A 19524-nucleotide genomic window follows, 5' to 3' on the forward strand; every position below is an offset into this window, starting at 1 on the left:
TTCTTCAAAAATAAACTTTGACTTTCTTTGACTTTAGTATTAAAATAAAAATATAGTAAAAAATAAAATGTGTTAAAGATAAGGAGGGCTAGAGCTATGAACATTGAAAAAATGACTTTAAGAGTACAACAAGCTTTAAATGATGCTAGTTTAATTGCAGTAAAAAATAATCATCAACAAATGGAGGTAATTCATTTATTTTCCGCTCTAGTTGAGCAGGAAGATGGGCTAATCCCTAATATTTTAACTAAAATGGGAGTGCAAGTTAAAGCTTTAAAGACAGATATAAATAATGCATTAAATAATATGCCTAAAGTATTAGGAGATGGAGCAAATCAATCAGGAGTATATGCAACAAGACAAATAGAAGAAGTTTTAGTAAAAGCAGAGGATATTGCTAAAAAGTTTGAGGATTCTTATATAAGTGTAGAACATTTAATGCTATCAATAATAGAAGTAGATAAAAATGGACCAGCTAAGACTTTGTTAAATAAATATAATATAAATAAAGATAATTTTATGAAAGTTTTAGCAGAGGTAAGAGGTAATCAAAGAGTAGAAACTCAAGATCCAGAGGGAACATATGATGCTCTTGCAAAGTACGGAACAAACCTTACAGATTTAGCTAAAAAGCATAAATTAGATCCTGTTATAGGTAGAGATGATGAAATAAGAAGGGCCGTTAGAATACTTTCAAGAAGAACTAAAAACAATCCTGTACTTATAGGTGAGCCTGGAGTTGGTAAAACTGCAATAGTAGAAGGCTTAGCTGAAAGAATAATAAGAGGAGATGTACCTGAAGGGCTTAAGGATAAGATTATTTTTTCATTAGATATGGGAGCGTTAATTGCAGGTGCTAAATATAGAGGAGAGTTTGAAGAAAGATTAAAGGCTGTACTAAAGGAAGTTCAAAGTAGTGAAGGAAGAATAATTTTATTTATAGATGAAATTCATACTATTGTAGGAGCCGGTAAAACAGATGGAGCAATGGATGCAGGTAACTTAATTAAACCACTACTTGCAAGAGGAGAACTTCATTGTATAGGAGCAACTACATTTGATGAGTATAGACAATATATAGAAAAAGATAAAGCGCTAGAAAGAAGATTTCAACCAGTAATAATTGAAGAGCCAACAGTTGAAGATGCTATTTCTATATTAAGAGGATTAAAAGAAAGATTTGAAATACATCATGGAATTAGAATTCATGATTCTGCAATTGTTGCAGCTGCTAAACTTTCAGATAGATATATTCAAGATAGATATCTACCAGATAAAGCAATTGATTTAATAGATGAAGCAGGAGCTATGATTAGAACAGAAATAGATTCTCTTCCAACAGAACTTGATCAAATTAGAAGAAGACAATTTCAATTAGAAATAGAGAGAGAAGCATTAATTAAAGAAAAAGATGAGGGGTCTAAAAAGAAATTAGAAGTTTTAGAAAAGGATATTGCAGAGCTTAAAAATAAAAATGATGAAATGACTGCTAAATTTGAAAAGGAAAGAGATGCAATATTAAACCTTAGAGATTTAAAAACAAAATTAGATGAAACTAGAGGAGAATTAGAAGTAGCTCAAAGAAACTATGATTATAATAGAGCAGCAGAAATTCAATATAGCGAAATACCAAAAATAGAAGAACAAATAAAAGAAAAAGAAGTTGAAGTTAAAGAAAATTATGAAGGTGCATTATTAAAAGAAGAGGTAACAGAAGAAGAGGTATCAGAAATCTTATCAAAATGGACAGGAATTCCAGTAAGTAACCTTTTAGAGGGTGAAAGAGAAAAACTTCTTAGACTTGAAGATGAAATGCAAAAAAGAGTAATAGGTCAAGAAGAAGCTGTTACATCCGTAACAAATGCTATCTTGAGAGCGAGAGCTGGTCTTAAAGATATAAATAGACCAATTGGATCATTTATCTTCTTAGGTCCAACAGGAGTTGGAAAAACAGAACTTGCAAAAACTTTAGCTAGAAATTTATTTGATTCAGATGAAAATATAATAAGAATAGATATGTCTGAATATATGGAAAAACATGCAGTATCAAGATTAGTTGGAGCGCCTCCAGGATATGTTGGATATGATGAAGGTGGTCAATTAACAGAAGCAGTTAGAAGAAATCCATATAGTGTAATTTTATTTGATGAAATAGAAAAGGCTCATGAAGATGTATTTAATCTGTTTTTACAAATTTTAGATGATGGTAGATTAACAGATAATAAAGGAAAGACTGTTGATTTTAAAAATACGATAATTATAATGACATCAAATATAGGAAGTAGCTATTTATTAGAAAATACTAAAGAAGATGGTATAGAACCTAAAATAAAAGAATCTGTTATGAATGAAATGAGATTAAGATTTAAACCAGAATTCTTAAATAGAGTTGATGATATTATAATGTTTAAACCTTTATCTGAAGGTGGCATTAAGAAAATAATAAATATATTCTTAAAGGATGTAGAAAATAGATTAAAAGATAGAAATATAACATTAGAAGTAACAGATGAAGCTAAGGGAATAATGGCTAGAGAAGGATATGATATGGTATATGGGGCAAGACCTTTAAAGAGATATATTCAAAATACTCTTGAAAATTCACTAGCAAGAAAGATAATTAAGGGTGAAATAATTTATGGGTCAAAAGTAACAATAGATGGAAAAAATGATGAAATAACTATAAAAACACAATAATTTATATATATAAAGCTACACATTAAGTTGTGTAGCTTTATTTTAAGTAAGGTTTAAAGTCAATTATAGTCCATTCTAATTTATCAAAGTCAAAAGAAGTAAAGAATTAAATAGAATAATATAAAAAATTCAGATTTTTTTCTATTTTAGAACTTTAAAGTTTTATGTTGACAGGACAATATATTTCGGGTTATTATATACAACGTAATGTGTATGCGTGTTTAGCTCAGCTGGATAGAGCAACGCCCTTCTAAGGCGTGGGCCAGGAGTTCGAATCTCTTAACACGCACCATAAGTGGTGAATGTAGTTCAGTTGGTAGAGCGCCAGTTTGTGGCACTGGTTGTCGTGGGTTCGAGTCCCATCGTTCACCCCAGACGCTGGGATATCGCCAAGCGGTAAGGCACCGCACTTTGACTGCGGTATTCGTAGGTTCAAATCCTGCTATCCCAGCCATTTGGTTTACTAGCTCAATCGGTAGAGCACTTGACTTTTAATCAAGGTGTACCGGGTTCGATTCCCGGGTAAGCCACCACTTGCGGAAGTGGCTCAATGGTAGAGCGTCACCTTGCCAAGGTGAATGTTGCGAGTTCGAGTCTCGTCTTTCGCTCCAAATAAAAAAGAAGCACAAATGTGCTTCTTTTTTATTTGGATATTATTTTATTCCTGATTCGTATTGTTGAACCATTCTTTTAACCATTTCTCCACCAACACTACCGCATTGTTTTGAAGAAAGATTTCCATTGTAATCAGTGAAAGGAACTCCCATTTCACTAGCTACTTCATTCTTAAATTTTGCTAAACCATTTTTTGCTTCTGGTACTAATGTTTTTGCCATAATAAATTCCTCCTAAAGATTAATACTTAGTAGTATTAATACTTATCATTTTAATATTATAGATTATATTTAAGAAATTACTTGATGCCTGATTCGTATTGCTCCACCATTCTTTTAACCATTTCTCCACCAACGCTACCGCATTGTTTTGAAGAAAGATTTCCATTGTAATCAGTGAAAGGAACTCCCATTTCACTAGCTACTTCATTCTTAAATTTTGCTAAACCATTTTTTGCTTCTGGTACTAATGTCTTTGCCATGATAAATTCCTCCTTAATCTTAAATATCAAAATTTTTAATTTTGAATTTATTTAATAGTTGATTCGTATTGTTGAACCATTCTCTTAACCATTTCTCCACCAACGCTACCGCATTGTTTTGAAGAAAGATTTCCGTTGTAGTCTGTGAAAGGCACTCCCATTTCTCCAGCTACTTCATTTTTGAATTTTGCTAAACCATTTTTAGCTTCTGGTACTAATGTTTTTGCCATAATAAACTCCTCCTTAAAACTTAATAAAAAGTTTTTTATTTTGCTAAGCTTGTTTGCTTTGCACTATTATCTTATGTAAATTAATTTTTTATAAACTATAAAAATAAATGAAATACAGGGAAAAGTGATAAAAACAAGAATAAAATGGTACAAACTAATAAACACCATGAAATCAAAGTTTCATGGTGTTTATTTATAAAAAAATTATTTTATTATTTTTAAATTTTCTTTTTATTAATTTTAAAAACTCCAATTACTACAGGAACTGCAATTAATGCTGAGAATATAGCTTCAGGTAAACCATTAGTAGTTATTATACCAAGAACTCCTAGCGTTACAGTACTTGTGGAAATAGAAGTTATAGTTCCTTTTTCTAATAGTATTTCAGCATAATTTTGAAAATATATTAAATAAATCAGTCCAAGAACCCCTATAGTATTAGTTAGAGAAGCACATATAGCTGCTATACCAATAGCTAATTTACTATTTTTAAATTTATTTTTTAATAGCACATACATATAATAAGCCACAATACCTATTAACATTCTAGGTAATAAAGATACTATAGGATTATAAAAAAATGGAGACATAACTGTAGGTGCAGTTATATTTTGATATAAAGAAAATAATCCAAAAATTAATCCAATTGAAGCTCCAACAATAGGGCCTTCAATTATTGCACCTATTATAACTGGTATATGCATAATTGTAAGTTTAAAAAGGGGTAATGGTATAAAGCCAAGTCCTGATACACCTAAAAAAATTGAAATACCAGATAGCATTGCTACAACTACCATCTTTCTTACATGTTCGCGAGATTTTCCCATCCCTCTAGCGTTTAACATAATTTGTTCCTCCGTTCTTATTCCATAATGGATATAATTCGTTAATAATTAAATTTTTTTTGTTTTGTTCAGCTTCATTAGAATACCGACCATATAATTTTATCATATATGGAAAAGCTGTAAAGAGGGAAAATATAATGTAATAAAAAATTTGTATATTAAAATGAAAAATATATAAAATACTTGTAAAGATATTCTACTTGTTATAGTATATATATAACAAGTAGAATATCTAAAAAGGGGGCGTAAATATGTTAGAAATAAGAAATTTATCAAAAAGTTATAAAAACAGAAAAAAAGCTGTGGATAATTTATCTATAGTTGTTAATAGTGGAGAAATTGTCGGATTTATTGGACATAATGGAGCAGGTAAAACAACAACGATAAAAGCTATAGTTGGAATATTAGACTTTACAGAAGGTGAAATATATATAGATGGAATTTCTATAAAAGAAAATCCTATAGAGTGTAAAAAAAGATTTGCATATATTCCTGATAATCCAGATTTATATGAATCATTAACTGGAATACAGTACTTAAATTTTATAAGTGATATTTTTGGAGTTTCAAAATTAGAAAGGGAAAAACTTATAAGATTTTATGGTGATAAATTTGAAATAACAAATTCATTTGGAGACTTAATATCATCTTATTCCCATGGTATGAAACAAAAACTTGCTATAATTTCTGCTTTAATCCATAAACCTAAATTACTTATATTAGATGAACCATTTGTAGGATTAGACCCTAAAGCATCACATACATTAAAAGAAGAAATGAAAAATTTATGTTCTAATGGAACAGCAATATTCTTTTCAACTCATGTGTTAGAAGTTGCTGAAAAATTATGTGATAAGATTGCAATTATAAAAGATGGAAAAATAGTAGCCGAAGGAAAGACTTCAGATGTTAAAGGTAATAATACGCTAGAAGATTTATTTATGGAGTTGATAGAAAATGAATAACCTTTTAATATTATTAAAAATAAATTTAATTAGCTCTATAGGCATAAATAAATTTTTAAAGGAAAAGTCAAAATCAGAAAAATTTAAAATGGCTCTTTTAACAATAGCAATTATATTTGCATTAGTATCAGTAGGGTTTACAGGAATAGTTTATTCATCTTTATTAGCAGATGGATTAAGCCAAATTGGTTTTTTAGATATGTTATTAGTTATGGGGTTAATAGGTAGTGTTGGAGTTACAGTATTTACATCATTATATAAATCACAAGGTGTACTTTTCTCATCTAAAGATTATGAGATTTTAATGTCACTTCCAATAAAACCAAGTATAGTACTTGCAAGTAAGATGATACAATTATTAATACTTAATTATTTATTTACAGCCTTTATATTTTTACCACCAGCTATTGTATATTTTACAAGGGTAGAAACATCAATAATATTCTTTATATATTTAATAATTATATTTTTATTTCTGCCTTTAATACCAATAGTTATTTCTTCTATAATAGCATTTGGAATAAGTTATATATCATCAAAGGTTAGATATAAAAATTTAATATTAACATTAGGAACTATTATAGTTTTTATGTTAATAATGGTTGGATCTTTCAAAATGCAAAATATGATTAATATAGTTATAAATAATAGTGAGTCTATTATGGAGGGAATAGGAAGGATATATCCACCTATAAAATATGCAACTAATGCTTTAGTAACTTTAAATGTAATATCATTATTAATATTTATAGTAATATCTATTTCTATATTTATTGTATTTTTAATTATATTTGCTAAATTATTTAAAAGTATTAATTCAAAGCTTGGAGAAAGTTATAAAAGAACAAATTATAAAATGACATCATTAAAAGAATCCTCTGTTTTAAAAGCCTTAATATTTAAAGAGATAAAAAGATATTTTTCTACTCCCATATATGTTTTAAACACTGGAATTGGATCAGTTATAATTATAGGATTATCAATTGCAATATTATTTGCAGGAAAAGATATAATAGTAAGTGTAACTGAGTTTTCAATAATAGATGAATTAATTCCATTATTTATGGTAGCTTTTGTATCTTCAGTAATAGCTATATCATGTACAACTAGTTGTTCAATTTCAATAGAGGGAAAAAATTTATGGATATTAAAATCCTCTCCAATAAAAATAATAGATATTTTTAAAAGTAAAATAGCATTAAATTTAATAATATTAATACCAACGATAATATTAAATTCAATAATATTATTTTTTGCTTTAAAATTATCAGCTACACAATTTATATGGATATTAATAGTACCAACTATTTTTGCATTTACAATATCGGCTATAGGCTTACTTGTAAATCTATTTTTCCCGAAGTTTGACTGGGTATCTGAAACTGTTATAGTTAAACAAAGTATGAGTGTATTTTTAACAATGGTTATTTCCATGGGAATAGTAGCAGTGCCTATAGTATTGTTTATATGGCTTAAGATAACAAAGATTAATTTGTTTTTAAGTTTTGTTTCAATAGCATTACTTTTAATATTTTTAGTTGTTTGGATAATTTTAAAAACAAAAGGAAAGAAATTATTTGAAAGGTTAAGCTAGATACTAAAATAATTATTAATTAAAATTAAAATTAAAAAAGTAGCCTAAGGCTTAAATTTTAACCAAAGGCTACTTATATTAATAAAGTTCACTCTTGTCTGGCATAATTAAGGCACAACCTATATAAAAAATCAGCCCTAAAGAAAAGGAGCAAAGTATAACTAGTAAAGTAAGAATTCTAATTAAAGTAACATCAGCATTTATATATTCAGCAAATCCAGCACAAACACCAGCAACTCTTTTTTGAGCTTGAATTTTGTAAAGTTTTTTATTCATTACTTTTCCTCCCTAAAACAATTATTTATCTATATTTACTATTATATACTTAATAAATATATCTACAATAAATATTATATTAAACAAATCTTAAATAATCCTTAATGTATTATATATCTTATAAAGAGAGGTGATAAATTGATATTAAGAATAGATTTTGACTCAGAAACACCAATATATCTTCAAATAAAAAATCAACTTATTGAAGGAATAGCTAGAAATGAAATAGAAGAAGGCGAAGAGTTGCCATCAGTAAGAGGTTTAGCTGAAGATATAGGGGTAAACATGCATACAGTTAATAAAGCTTATAATTTACTAAAGGATGATGGATACATAAAAATAGATAGAAGAAAAGGAGCTGTGGTTTCATTAAATCTTGATGACTCAATGAATAAATTTAAAGAGAATTTTAATAATGATATAAGTTTTTATATGGCAGAGTGTTTTAATCGTGGAATATCAAAGGAGGAAATAAAAGAAACCATAGATAAAATATTTAATACTTTTAAAAATTGATAATAGATTAAAAGTTAATATTTTAATAATTAGAGGTGATGATTTAAATATGGAAAAGTATATGATGCTAATAGTAATGAATGTAATGGTATTTACTATGTTTATTTTAAGCTATTATCTAAATAAAACATCAAATAATGGAATATTTTTTGGAGTAAGAATACCTAAAATACATAATGAAGAAGTTGAACTTAAGAGTTTAGAAAAGGAATATAAGAGAATTATAATAATAATCTTTGTGATTATATTTATAATTTCTAATAGTATATTAGGATTTAATATTAAAGCTAGTGAAGAGGAATTATCGGCAATATTAACATTTACTATTATAAGTTCAATTCTTATACATACAACAATTTTTATAGTTTATTATAAGAGAACAATTAAATTAAAAAAGAAAAATCAGTGGAATAAGAAAACAAAAAATATAGTAATTGTTGATACTACTCTTAGAAAACCTAAAAAAATAGAAAAGAATAAGCCCATAAGTGAAAAGTACTTTTTGATATTATTAGTATTTCCAATAATAATGGCAATACTAACAAGTTATAAATATGGTCAAATATCAGAATTGGTAAATGTTAGTGGAAGGGAAGTTGTAGAAGTTAATAAGGAAACTTTAAAAGGTTTTTTTGTTATTTTCCAATTTCCTATAGAACAACTTTTTATGATAATTATGTTTTATTTCATTGTAAAATTTTCACTTAACTCAAAAAGTGATTTAAATAGTGGGACTATTAAAGAAGTAGTTAAAAGAAAGAAAAAGTTTAAAAGACTAATATCAATAATGATGATTGTAACAGCGATAGAAATTATGGTATTATTTACAATAAATCAATTTCAAATTATATTTAATGTAGATTTATTAGATACTCAATTGGGACTTAATATTTTAATACTAATTACAATGATTTTATTTATTATAAAATTTATAAAAGTAGGACAAGGTGGAAGAAATTTAGAAGAAAAGGATGAAATAGATGAACTTTATAGAGATGATGATGACAAGTGGATACTAGGAGTTTTTTACTATAATAAAAATGATCCATCTTTTATGGTTGAAAAAAGGGTAGGAATAGGTTATACAATTAATTTTGCAAATACTAAAGCTGTTTTAATTTTTTTAGTGATTACTTTAGTTTTTATTTTCCTAATATCAACACTTGAAAATATTAAATAGGAATGATTAAAGTTTAGAAAAGAAAAATTTAAATATAGTTAAACCTAAATGCTTTAAGAGCCTTTTTATAAATTATTAAAAATTAGGGTAGAAAAAGGAAATAATTAATATTAAAATGGTAATAACTGTTTTAATAGAAAATAAAAAGGGGCTAGGGGGATAGAGCTATGATTTACTATAATACTGATATTGAAAATTTAAAAATAAGGGAAACAATAGTTGAAGATATTCCTTTAATATTATCATTAATAAAAGAAATTGCAGAATATGAAAAAATGTCAGATGAAGTTATTGCAACAGAAGAGACTCTAAAGCAATCTCTATTTGAAGATAAGAAGGCAAAAGTTGTTATAATAGAATTAGATGAAAAAGTAATAGGATATGCATTATATTTTTATAATTTTTCTACATTTATCGGACGAAGTGGGTTATATCTAGAGGATATATTTATAAAAAAAGAGGGTAGAGGAAAAGGCGTTGGAAAAGAAGTATTTAAATTTTTAGCTAAGATGGCTAAAGAGCAAGGGTGCAAAAGAATAGAGTGGTCATGCTTAAATTGGAATGAGCCATCTATAAATTTTTATAAATCTTTAGGAGCAGTTCAAATGAACGAGTGGACAGTTTATAGACTTACAGAAGGCGAAATAGATAGATTAAGTAAATAAAAAATAGCTATAAAAAAGCTAGAGTGATATTTATAACACTCTAGCTTTTTTTATAGACCTTTACCAGTATTCTGGTTTAGTCCTCTTTCCTCTAGTAATTCATAAATAGTTTTAGAGGATGTATCGTTAATAGTATATCCAATAAGTTTTAAAATTTCTTTAAGTTTTTCTTCAGAAGAAGTTTCTATTTCTAAATATGGAAATGGACAAAAACTTTTATCATTTATATCTATTTCAATTAATGAATCTAGTAAACTATAACTTTCTCTATATTTTTTTATTGATTGTTGAAGTACAAGCCCAAGGGAAAGAAAAATCTTATGGGCCATTTCTTTATCTAAAACTTCAGTTTCATTTTCTTCCATAACCTTAAAGGTATCTTGGCTTAACATCTTTTTGGTTGTCATATATATAGTCTCTTTATTGTGAAGTTTATCATCTGTAATTCTAATTCTAGCGTACCCTTTAGCATTTAATAATCTTTTATCTTCAAAATCATATATATTATTAATTTGATATTCTTCTTTAACTTTTTTTGCACCTATATTTATAAGTTTTTTTCTTATATTGTCAACGTCTATATCTATTATTCTAGTTTCTAGCTCTTTCATTAAATACAGCTCCTTTATTTAATAATATATATTATATCATAATATATAAAATATATAATATAAGAGAAAAATGTAACAAAAAATATACTTTAGTAGTAAGTTATTAGTAGTTTAATAATTTAAATAAATTATTAATAAAACAAATATTACCATCTAATATGATATAATAAATTAGAAGATATTTTAAACACAGACGTATAGTAAGAGGAAAAGGATGGATTGTATGGAAATATACCAACTATTTTTAGAAAACTTACCATGGCCAATTTGGATTGAATCAGCCAATACTGAAATTATATTTTTAAATAAAAAATATCAAGAAGAGTATAATGTAAATTTAAAAGATGTAGTAGGTAAAAAAAATAAAGAAGTATTTTCAAGGGAAATAGCAGAGAACTATGATTCTCAAATTAAAATATGTTTAGAAAAGCTAACCTTATGTGTATTTGAGAAAAAAATAAAGAATAGATATATGGCTTGTTATATGTTTCCTCTATTAAACAGGAATAAAGAGGTTAAGGGAATAGGTGGAGTTATAGTTGATATAAGCGAAGGAGAAGAAAAATTAATTGAATTAGAGAATAAAAGTAATATTCTAAGAACAATAATAGATGCTTTTCCAGAAGCTATATTTTATAAGGATAATGAATGTAAATTCGTAGGATATAACAAAAACTTCGAAGACTTTTATCGTAAAAGAGGGATAACTGAAATAATTGGTAAAACTGATTTAGAAATATATAATGATAAAAATACTGCAATGAAATTTATAAATCAAGATAAAGAAATAATGGAAACTGGAGAAACAAAATACTTTGAGTATAGTATATTAGATGAGAATGGGAATAAAAGACGAGAAGAAAACTTAAAGGTACCAATAGTAAATGAAAAAGGGAAAGTTTGGGGGATAGTAGGTTTATCTAGAGATATTACAGAGAGAAAAGAATTAGAAGAAAATTTAAAGTTCTTAAGTTATACAGATAAACTTACTGGATTGTATAATAGGACAAGTTTTGAAGAAAAAATAAAAGAAATAAATTCAGAAAAGAACCTTCCAATCGGAATAATAATGGGAGATGTAAATGGGTTAAAGATAGTAAATGATTCTATTGGACATTTTCAAGGCGATGAATTGTTAAAGAATATATCAAAAGTATTAATAGAATCTTGTCATGATAAAGGTCATGTTTTTAGATGGGGAGGCGACGAATTTATTATTCTGTTGCCAAATTGTAATGAGATAAAATGTGAGGAAGTTATTAGTGAAATAATTACTAAATGTGAAAACTATAAGCATGATTTTATACAGCTTAGTATTGCTTTAGGAGAAGTTGTTAAAAAGGAATTAAATCAAGATATATATGAGTGTATAAAAGAAGTTGAAGAAAGAGTATATAGACAAAAATTATTACAAAAGAAAAGTGTAAGAAGCTCTATAATGGAATCATTAAAGAAAAGCTTAGAGGCTAAGAATATGGAAACAGAAGCTCATACAGAAAGAGTTGTAAAATATGCAATGAAAATAGGAAAAGAGTTAAAATTTAAAATATCTGAATTAGATGAATTAATATTAGTAGCAAAATTACATGATATAGGTAAAATTGCAATTAGTGAAGAAATTTTATTAAAGCCAGGAAAGTTAACAAAAGATGAATTTGAAATAATGAAAACTCATGCTGAAAAAGGATATAGGATAATAAATGCTTCTAGCGAATTAATAAATGTTGCTAATTGTGTTTTAACACACCATGAAAGATGGGATGGAAAAGGATATCCATTAGGTTTAGAAGGTGAAAAAATACCTTTGATGGCTAGAATAATTTCTATTGCAGATTCTTATGATGTAATGACTACTGATAGAGTATATAAAAAAGCAATGAGTAAAGAAGATGCTATAGAAGAATTAAAAAGATGTTCAGGAACTCAATTTGATCCTAAAATAGTAAATATATTTATAGGGTATTTAGAAAAAATAATTTAAAACAAAAAAGGATTTCTAATAGAAATCCTTTTTTTATTTTAGAATTATGCTTGGTTAACTGAACCGAATAATTCCATTTTTTCTTTAACTGTAGCTTTTATAGCTTCAAATCCTGGAGCTAAAAGCTTTCTTGGGTCAAAGCCTTTACCTTGTAGGTCTTTTCCAGCTTCAATGTATTTTCTAGTACCTTCAGCGAATGATAATTGACATTCAGTATTAACATTGATTTTAGAAACTCCTAATGATATAGCTTTCTTTATCATTTCTTCAGGGATTCCAGTACCACCGTGTAATACTAATGGCATAGTTCCTGTAGCATTGTTTATAGCTTCTAAAGCTTCAAAGCTTAATCCAGCCCAATTTGATGGGTATTGTCCGTGGATATTTCCGATACCAGCAGCTAACATAGTAACTCCTAAATCAGCAATTGCTTTACATTCAGCAGCATCAGCGATTTCACCAGCACCAACAACTCCGTCTTCTTCTCCACCAATTGATCCAACTTCTGCTTCTAAAGAAATTCCTTTTGAAGAAGCAAGCTTAACCATTTCAGTTGTCTTAGCGATATTTTCATCTATAGCATAATGTGAACCATCAAACATGATTGATGAGAATCCAGCTTCCATAGCGTTTATAGCACCTTCGTAGCTACCGTGATCTAAGTGTAATGCAACAGGAACAGTGATTTTTAATTCTTCCATCATTCCGTTAACCATTCCAACTATAGTTTTGAAACCACACATATATTTAGCAGCACCTTCTGATACTCCTAATATAACTGGTGAATTATTTTCTTGAGCAGTTAATAAAACAGCTTTAGTCCATTCTAAATTGTTAATGTTGAATTGACCAACAGCATATTTTCCTTCTCTAGCCTTGTTTAACATTTCTTTTGCTGAAACTAACATGGTACAACCTCCGTAAACTTTAAAATTTATTACAATTAAGTAACACACTAAAGAAAAAATATTTACATATTTATTTCTTGTCAATAGTTATTATAACTCAAAATATTAATATTGAAAACAAAAAATCAATATTTAAGATAATTATAATGTAAATATTAATATAAAAATAATGTATTATTATGTATAATTACCATTAGAAATAAAAATATTTGAATTATTATAAACATAAATAAAATTACAAGAAGAAACTGGGATAATATTATTAGTATTATAGAAAAAGTTAAGCTAGTTATTAAATAGTTAAATTAATTTTATTAAAAAGTAGAAGAATTCAAAGTTAAGATGGTATAATAATTTTTATGATTTAAATAATAAAGGTGGTGAAAAAATGGAATATATAACTGATATAAATATTCAAGAGGCGGTTATACATATAATTGATTCAAACGGAGATGAACCAATTTTAAATGAATATACTCTTGATTTAAATGAAGATATATATAAATTTTTATATAGACATATAGAGAAGTGTTTTAAAGATGAAGAATTAAAATATGCTATATTTAATCCGGAAAGAAATATTGTTAAAGAAGTATCTCAAGATTTTTTAAATGGAATAGATTCTGATCTTATAGGACTTTCTCAAGAATTAGCAAGACAGCTATTTATTATTATAAAAAGTAATGTTAATATTCCATCCTGTGATTTATTAGTAGTATCTTTAGTTACAGATCAAGGTCCAATGATTGGAATATTGAAAATGGATTATGTAAAGAATTTTACTCATCAAGTTGATTTTGTTGAAAATAAAATTGGAATTGGTATAGTTCCACAGTCTGCTGGATTACCTGCAAGTAGTCAAAGAATACAAAAAGCAGCATTTATAAAACCTATAAGAGAAAATCAAGGGTATAATCTTATGGTTATAGATAAACAAAAAAAGAGCAAAGACGAAGAAGAGTATGGAGCAAATTATTTTATAAATAACTTTTTAGGATGTTCTATAATAACAAATGAAAGAGATATGACAAAGACATTTTTAAAAGCAGCAGAAACTTGGACTAGAAGTAATATTGTTGAAGATGCTGATAAGGCAGAAAGAATAAGAACTACAGTTAAAAGTAAGTTAAAGGAAGAAGAAAGCATAAATATAGAGGCTTTATCTCATGAGTTGTTTAAAGAAGAACCTCATGCTAAGGAGGATTTTTCTAACTTTGTAAGAAGTCATGGACTTGATGATGAAATTTCTATTGATAAGCAATGGGTTGAAAAAAAGCTTAAAAGAGTTAGATTGAAAGTTGATAAAGATATTGATTTATATATAAATGAAGAAGCATATAATGACAATACTAGATTTGAAATCCAAAGAAATGGTGATGGAAGTATTAATATGATAATAAAGCATGTTATAAACTATTTGGAAAAATAAATATAGTAAAAGAGGAATTTTAAGTATTATATTAAAATTAATACTTAAAATTCCTTTTTATATTTTACCATTCACCAGGTTTAGCAACTAATTGTAATGTTACATTTTGCCTTCCAAAAGCAATACATTCCTCATGAGTATTAAGATATAAATCAATTTTATTTCCTTTAATTGCACCGCCAGTATCAGAAGCTATAGCATATCCATAGCCTTCAACAAAGACCTTAGACCCAAGGGGGATAACAGATGGATCAACAGCTATTGTACTTATGCCATTTGGATCTCGTATAGGTTTTAAGCCCATAGCAGTTAAAGTTCCACCACTATATGCAGTAGCTGACATTGTAAATGTAGTAATTAATTTATCTGGTGTACTTTGGTTATTGGAAGTTGAATTATTTGAGCTATTAGATATATTATTTAAATTTGTAATTTCTTGTATTCTAGCATTACCTGCAGAAATAGCATCTTGAGATAATCCAATTACATATTCACTATTAAGTTGAGGAATTAAAAATTGTAAAGTATTAATAGCTTCTTGTAATTGAGAACTTGTAGATGAATCTGAGTTAATAACAGCAATAGGGTGAGAAATAAGTTCTTTCTCGTTAGCTTCAATTAATGAAGACATTTCTTCTTTCTTAGCATTTAAATCAGCTAATGTATTTTCTTGTGTTTTTTGTTTTTCAACTAATTTATTTAAATCATTCTCCATAGATTCCCTTAAATAATTAAGATCATTATTTTTTTTCTTAAGACTATCAGAACTTTCTTCTAAAAATTTAGTTTTTTCTTTTATATCACTAATAATTTGCTTATCAAGTTGAATAATTTTTGAAATAGCTTGTACCCTATTAAACATATCAAATATACTTTCAGAAGTTATTAAATAAGAAAGTGTACTTGCTGTTAAATTACTTTTATACATAGAACGTATTCTATTATCTAAAGTTTTTTGATTTTCCTCTATATTCTTTTTTGCATCTTCCATTTGTGAGTTTATTAAATTAATTTGAATTGTAGTTGAGTCTATTTCATCATTATTTTTAAGGATAGAATTATTTAATTCTTCAATTTCATTATTTAGTTTTGTAATTTCTGAATTAATTTCTAAAGTTTGATTATCAAGTTGTTGATATTTTATTTTACTTTCTTCTATAGTTTGTCTTTCAGTTGTATTTGGTTCTGCAAATGTAGTGTAACTTGCACTTAAAGACAAAGCTATTATTGCAAGACAACATACAATTTTTTTTGCCATAAAGTCAACCTCCATATTTTATTATAGTCAAAAATATATAGTACATAGTATACACTACATTATTATGGTTTTGTCAAATAGTATAAATTTGGAATGAATATAATGTGAAATAAACTGTAAATAATTAGGGCTTTTGAATTAATTAAATAATAAAAATAACTAGAGGAACTTAAAAAAACTAAGTTCTTCTAGTTATAAAGTATCAGTTATTTTAATAATTTAACTAATATAGCTTTTTGGGCATGAAGTCTATTTTCTGCCTCTTCAAAGATAATACTGGAGTGTTTTTCAAATATTTCATTAGAAATTTCTTCTTCTCTATGAGCAGGTAAACAATGAAGAACTATAGCATTAGCTTTTGCTAGTTCCATTAAATTAGAATTTACTTTAAAGTCTTTAAAATCTCGTATTCTTTTAGTAGCTTCACTTTCTTTACCCATACTAGCCCAAACATCAGTAATAACAACATCAGCATCTTTTATTGCATCTTTAGGTGAGGAAGTAATTATAAAATTTAAATTTTCTTTTTTTGATATTTCAATACCTTTATTTATATAATAATCTTTTGGTTTATAGTCATTTGGAGTTGCAATTGAAATATGCATTCCAACAGTTAAACAACCTATTATTAAAGAGTGTGCCATATTGTTTCCATCACCTATATAAGCAACCTTTAAGCCTTCAAGAAGATTTTTATTTTCTCTAATTGTCATTAAATCTGCAAGAACTTGACATGGATGTTCATCATCAGTTAACCCGTTTATTATAGGGATAGAAGAACATTCAGCTAAAGTTTCAACTTCTTTTTGTTCAAAGGTTCTTATCATTATTCCATCTAAGTATCTAGATAAAACTCTAGAGGTATCTTCTATAGGTTCTCCACGGCCTATTTGGAGATCCTTTGAACTTAAGAATAGGGGATAACCTCCTAAGTCATACATTCCAACTTCAAAGGATACTCTAGTTCTAGTAGATGATTTTTCAAATATCATTCCGAGAGATTTTCCCTTTAAGTGATGATGTTCTATTCCATGCTTCTTTTCGTATTTTAATTGATCCCCAAGATTTAATATATCAAGGATTTCTTCTTTAGATAGATTCTCCATTTTTAATAAATCTTTTTCCATAATATGCCCCCTTATTTAATTAGAAATAATATATGTAAACCAAGATTAATTTAAATATATTAAATTCCTAATATTAATTTTTACTTAACTTATTTATTGAATTTGATAATATTTCTATTCCTTTAGATAAATCTTCATAATCTATAATAAGCGGAGGAAGTAATCTTATAACATTTTTACCAGCAGTTAATGTTAATAATCCTTTAGATAAAGCTTCTCTTTGAATTAAAGATGATTCTAAAGTTGTTTCTATTCCTATCATCAAACCATGCCCTCTAATTTCTTTTATAACAGGTGAATTAAGAGCTTCTAATGATTTTTTTATAAGTTCACCTTTTTTACTTATTTCTCTATAAATTTCATCATTGCATATAGTATCTAAGACTACTAAAGCTGCAGAGCAAGCAACAGGGTTTCCACCATAAGTTGTTCCATGATCACCAGGGTTTAGAACGGTAGATAATTTTTTATTGCATAAGAATCCACCAATAGGGAGTCCTCCACCTATTCCTTTAGCAAATGTAATTATATCTGGATTTATATTAAAGTGATTAAATCCAAATAATTTACCTGTTCTTCCAATTCCACATTGAACTTCATCAAAAATAACCAAAATATCTTTTTTATTACATATTTCAACTACCTCTTGTACAAAGATATTATCTAAAGGAAATACACCACCCTCACCTTGAATAGACTCCATAAGTATTGCACAAACATTATTAGTTAGTTTGGATTTGAAGTTATCAATATTATTAGCTTCTACGTAATCAAATCCATCAGGAAAGGGGAAGAAATAGTTGTGAAATTTATCTTGTCCAGTTGCCTTTAAAGTAGCTAGCGTTCTACCGTGAAAGGACTGTTTTAAAGTTAATATTTTATTTCTATCAAAGCCGTATTTATCAAAACTATATTTTCTTGCAAGTTTTATAGCACCTTCATTAGCTTCAGCTCCTGAATTAGAAAAGAAAACTTTATCCATTTTAGAAAGAGAGGTAAGTTTATTAGCTAATTTTAATGTATTTTCATTTAGAAATAAATTTGATATATGATGAAGGGTAGAAGCTGAAACTTTAACAGCTTCAATCCAGGCTGTATGGTTATAACCTAGGCTATTAACACCAATGCCACTTGTAAAATCTATATATTCTTTATTGTTATTATCATATAATTTACATTTGTTTCCCTTAACTAAATTAACTGGTAGATAGGAGTAGGTATTCATTAAGGGATTTGAGTTATTAATCATAAATATAGCCCCCTAAAATAATCGATATTTAAAGTTAGTAAATCATTGTTCCGATTCCTTCATTAGACAGTAATTCAAGTAAGATTGAATGCTTAATTCTGCCATCTATTATATGTGCTTTTTTAACACCCATTCTAATAGCTTCAACACAACAATCTATTTTAGGTATCATGCCACCTTTTATTATGTTATCCATAGTAAGCTTTTTCACTTCATGAAGCCTTAAAGTAGAGATTAGAGTATTTTTATTAGATGAGTCAGACATTACACCTGGAACGTTTGTAAGCAAAATAAGTTTTTCAGCTTTTAAAGCAGAAGCGATTTTAGCTGCACATGTATCAGCATTTATATTATAAATTTGATTATTTTCTTCTCCTAGTGCTACAGAACCTATAACTGGAATATATCCAGATGACATAGCTATATTTAAAATATCTGTATTAATAGATGAAATTTCTCCAACATATCCTAAATCAACTTCCTTTTTTAATTTTTTTGCCTTAATAAGAGATCCATCCATTCCGCACAAGCCTAGTGCTTTTCCACCAGAACTTTCTATTAAAGTAACTAAGTCTTTATTAACTTTACCTGCAAGAACCATTTGAACTATATCTATAGTATTTTCATCTGTATATCTAAGTCCGTTTATAAAAGTACTTTCTTCTCCAATTTTATTTAAAAAGTTAGATATATCTGGACCACCACCATGTATTACAACCGGTTGTATTCCAATACATTTCATAAGAATAATATCATTGATAACAGTTTCTCTAAGTTCTTCACTTATCATTGCATTACCACCATATTTAACAACTACTATTTTCCCATATAAGCTTTGTATATATGGGAGAGCTTGTACCAATATACTAGCATGTTCAGAATGATTCATATTTTAAA

19 protein-coding genes and 5 tRNA genes are annotated in these 19524 nt (G+C 27.2%); 13 read left to right on the forward strand and 11 right to left on the reverse strand.

Annotation, left to right across the window (positions count from 1 at the left end; all coding sequences use genetic code 11):
* Window positions 1-96: 96 nt before the first annotated feature.
* The 6 genes from clpB to ACYQ1T_RS09770 all read left to right on the forward strand — a co-directional run bounded on the left by clpB (window position 97) and on the right by ACYQ1T_RS09770 (window position 3308).
* Window positions 97-2697, forward strand: a complete 2601-nt coding sequence (clpB, locus tag ACYQ1T_RS09745; protein WP_459834373.1) for an ATP-dependent chaperone ClpB — start codon at window positions 97-99, stop codon at window positions 2695-2697.
* 215 nt (window positions 2698-2912) lie between these two features.
* Window positions 2913-2989, forward strand: a tRNA-Arg gene (locus tag ACYQ1T_RS09750).
* A 6-nt stretch (window positions 2990-2995) separates the two neighbouring features.
* Window positions 2996-3071 (forward strand) — tRNA-His (locus ACYQ1T_RS09755).
* Window positions 3072-3076: 5 nt separating this feature from the next.
* Window positions 3077-3151 (forward strand) — tRNA-Gln (locus ACYQ1T_RS09760).
* Between the two features lie 3 nt (window positions 3152-3154).
* A tRNA-Lys gene (locus ACYQ1T_RS09765) sits at window positions 3155-3230 on the forward strand.
* A gap of 3 nt (window positions 3231-3233) precedes the next feature.
* A tRNA-Gly gene (locus ACYQ1T_RS09770) sits at window positions 3234-3308 on the forward strand.
* Window positions 3309-3350: 42 nt separating this feature from the next.
* Here the strand turns inward: ACYQ1T_RS09770 and ACYQ1T_RS09775 are convergent.
* From ACYQ1T_RS09775 to ACYQ1T_RS09790, 4 genes are all read right to left on the reverse strand, one after another.
* Complete coding sequence (locus ACYQ1T_RS09775; protein WP_066673400.1) at window positions 3351-3533, reverse strand: alpha/beta-type small acid-soluble spore protein; 183 nt, start codon at window positions 3531-3533, stop codon at window positions 3351-3353.
* 77 nt (window positions 3534-3610) lie between these two features.
* Window positions 3611-3793, reverse strand: coding sequence for an alpha/beta-type small acid-soluble spore protein (locus ACYQ1T_RS09780; protein ID WP_459834376.1), 183 nt, complete (start codon window positions 3791-3793; stop codon window positions 3611-3613).
* A gap of 47 nt (window positions 3794-3840) precedes the next feature.
* On the reverse strand, window positions 3841-4023 hold the full coding sequence (locus ACYQ1T_RS09785; protein ID WP_459834378.1) for an alpha/beta-type small acid-soluble spore protein: 183 nt from the start codon (window positions 4021-4023) through the stop codon (window positions 3841-3843).
* A gap of 218 nt (window positions 4024-4241) precedes the next feature.
* On the reverse strand, window positions 4242-4868 hold the full coding sequence (locus ACYQ1T_RS09790) for an ECF transporter S component (RefSeq protein WP_459834380.1): 627 nt from the start codon (window positions 4866-4868) through the stop codon (window positions 4242-4244).
* A gap of 251 nt (window positions 4869-5119) precedes the next feature.
* On the opposite strand from ACYQ1T_RS09790, the gene ACYQ1T_RS09795 reads away from it, so the two are divergent.
* Both ACYQ1T_RS09795 and ACYQ1T_RS09800 read left to right on the forward strand, forming a co-directional pair.
* On the forward strand, window positions 5120-5833 hold the full coding sequence (locus ACYQ1T_RS09795; RefSeq protein WP_459834382.1) for an ABC transporter ATP-binding protein: 714 nt from the start codon (window positions 5120-5122) through the stop codon (window positions 5831-5833).
* Window positions 5826-7427 (forward strand): putative ABC transporter permease subunit, encoded by a 1602-nt coding sequence (locus tag ACYQ1T_RS09800; RefSeq protein ID WP_459834384.1) that lies wholly within the window; start codon window positions 5826-5828, stop codon window positions 7425-7427. Before ACYQ1T_RS09795 ends, ACYQ1T_RS09800 begins: the two co-directional genes overlap by 8 nt.
* A 78-nt stretch (window positions 7428-7505) precedes the next feature.
* Here the strand turns inward: ACYQ1T_RS09800 and ACYQ1T_RS09805 are convergent, their stop codons facing one another.
* Entirely contained in the window at window positions 7506-7703 is a 198-nt protein-coding gene (locus ACYQ1T_RS09805; RefSeq protein ID WP_459834386.1) for a PspC domain-containing protein, read from the reverse strand.
* A 138-nt stretch (window positions 7704-7841) separates the two neighbouring features.
* On the opposite strand from ACYQ1T_RS09805, the gene ACYQ1T_RS09810 reads away from it, so the two are divergent.
* From ACYQ1T_RS09810 to ACYQ1T_RS09820, 3 genes are all read left to right on the forward strand, one after another.
* Complete coding sequence (locus tag ACYQ1T_RS09810; RefSeq protein WP_459834388.1) at window positions 7842-8219, forward strand: GntR family transcriptional regulator; 378 nt, start codon at window positions 7842-7844, stop codon at window positions 8217-8219.
* 49 nt (window positions 8220-8268) lie between these two features.
* A complete protein-coding gene (locus tag ACYQ1T_RS09815; protein WP_459834390.1) occupies window positions 8269-9399 on the forward strand; it encodes a DUF5808 domain-containing protein in 1131 nt (376 codons plus the stop codon).
* Between the two features lie 167 nt (window positions 9400-9566).
* A complete protein-coding gene (locus ACYQ1T_RS09820) occupies window positions 9567-10064 on the forward strand; it encodes a GNAT family N-acetyltransferase (protein ID WP_459834392.1) in 498 nt (165 codons plus the stop codon).
* Between the two features lie 50 nt (window positions 10065-10114).
* Here the strand turns inward: ACYQ1T_RS09820 and ACYQ1T_RS09825 are convergent, their stop codons facing one another.
* Window positions 10115-10675 carry a class IV adenylate cyclase gene (locus tag ACYQ1T_RS09825; RefSeq protein WP_459834394.1) on the reverse strand — a complete coding sequence of 187 codons (561 nt, stop codon included), beginning with the start codon at window positions 10673-10675 and terminating at the stop codon, window positions 10115-10117.
* Window positions 10676-10898: 223 nt separating this feature from the next.
* On the opposite strand from ACYQ1T_RS09825, the gene ACYQ1T_RS09830 reads away from it, so the two are divergent.
* Window positions 10899-12656, forward strand: a complete 1758-nt coding sequence (locus tag ACYQ1T_RS09830; protein WP_459834396.1) for a sensor domain-containing diguanylate cyclase/phosphohydrolase — start codon at window positions 10899-10901, stop codon at window positions 12654-12656.
* A 44-nt stretch (window positions 12657-12700) separates the two neighbouring features.
* On the opposite strand, the gene fba is transcribed toward ACYQ1T_RS09830, so the two are convergent.
* Window positions 12701-13564, reverse strand: a complete 864-nt coding sequence (gene fba, locus ACYQ1T_RS09835; RefSeq protein ID WP_459834398.1) for a class II fructose-1,6-bisphosphate aldolase — start codon at window positions 13562-13564, stop codon at window positions 12701-12703.
* Window positions 13565-13952: 388 nt separating this feature from the next.
* Between fba and ACYQ1T_RS09840 the strand changes: the two genes are divergently transcribed.
* Entirely contained in the window at window positions 13953-14993 is a 1041-nt protein-coding gene (locus ACYQ1T_RS09840; protein ID WP_459834400.1) for a nucleoid-associated protein, read from the forward strand.
* A gap of 64 nt (window positions 14994-15057) precedes the next feature.
* On the opposite strand, the gene ACYQ1T_RS09845 is transcribed toward ACYQ1T_RS09840, so the two are convergent.
* From ACYQ1T_RS09845 to argB, 4 genes are all read right to left on the reverse strand, one after another.
* Complete coding sequence (locus ACYQ1T_RS09845; protein ID WP_459834402.1) at window positions 15058-16251, reverse strand: 3D domain-containing protein; 1194 nt, start codon at window positions 16249-16251, stop codon at window positions 15058-15060.
* A 206-nt stretch (window positions 16252-16457) separates the two neighbouring features.
* A complete protein-coding gene (argF, locus tag ACYQ1T_RS09850; protein ID WP_459834404.1) occupies window positions 16458-17378 on the reverse strand; it encodes an ornithine carbamoyltransferase in 921 nt (306 codons plus the stop codon).
* A gap of 73 nt (window positions 17379-17451) precedes the next feature.
* Window positions 17452-18627 carry an aspartate aminotransferase family protein gene (locus ACYQ1T_RS09855; RefSeq protein ID WP_459834406.1) on the reverse strand — a complete coding sequence of 392 codons (1176 nt, stop codon included), beginning with the start codon at window positions 18625-18627 and terminating at the stop codon, window positions 17452-17454.
* A 34-nt stretch (window positions 18628-18661) separates the two neighbouring features.
* On the reverse strand, window positions 18662-19516 hold the full coding sequence (argB, locus tag ACYQ1T_RS09860) for an acetylglutamate kinase (protein WP_459834408.1): 855 nt from the start codon (window positions 19514-19516) through the stop codon (window positions 18662-18664).
* Between the last annotated feature and the right edge of the window lie 8 nt (window positions 19517-19524).

The sequence above is a fragment of the Clostridium carnis genome, assembly GCF_054657435.1.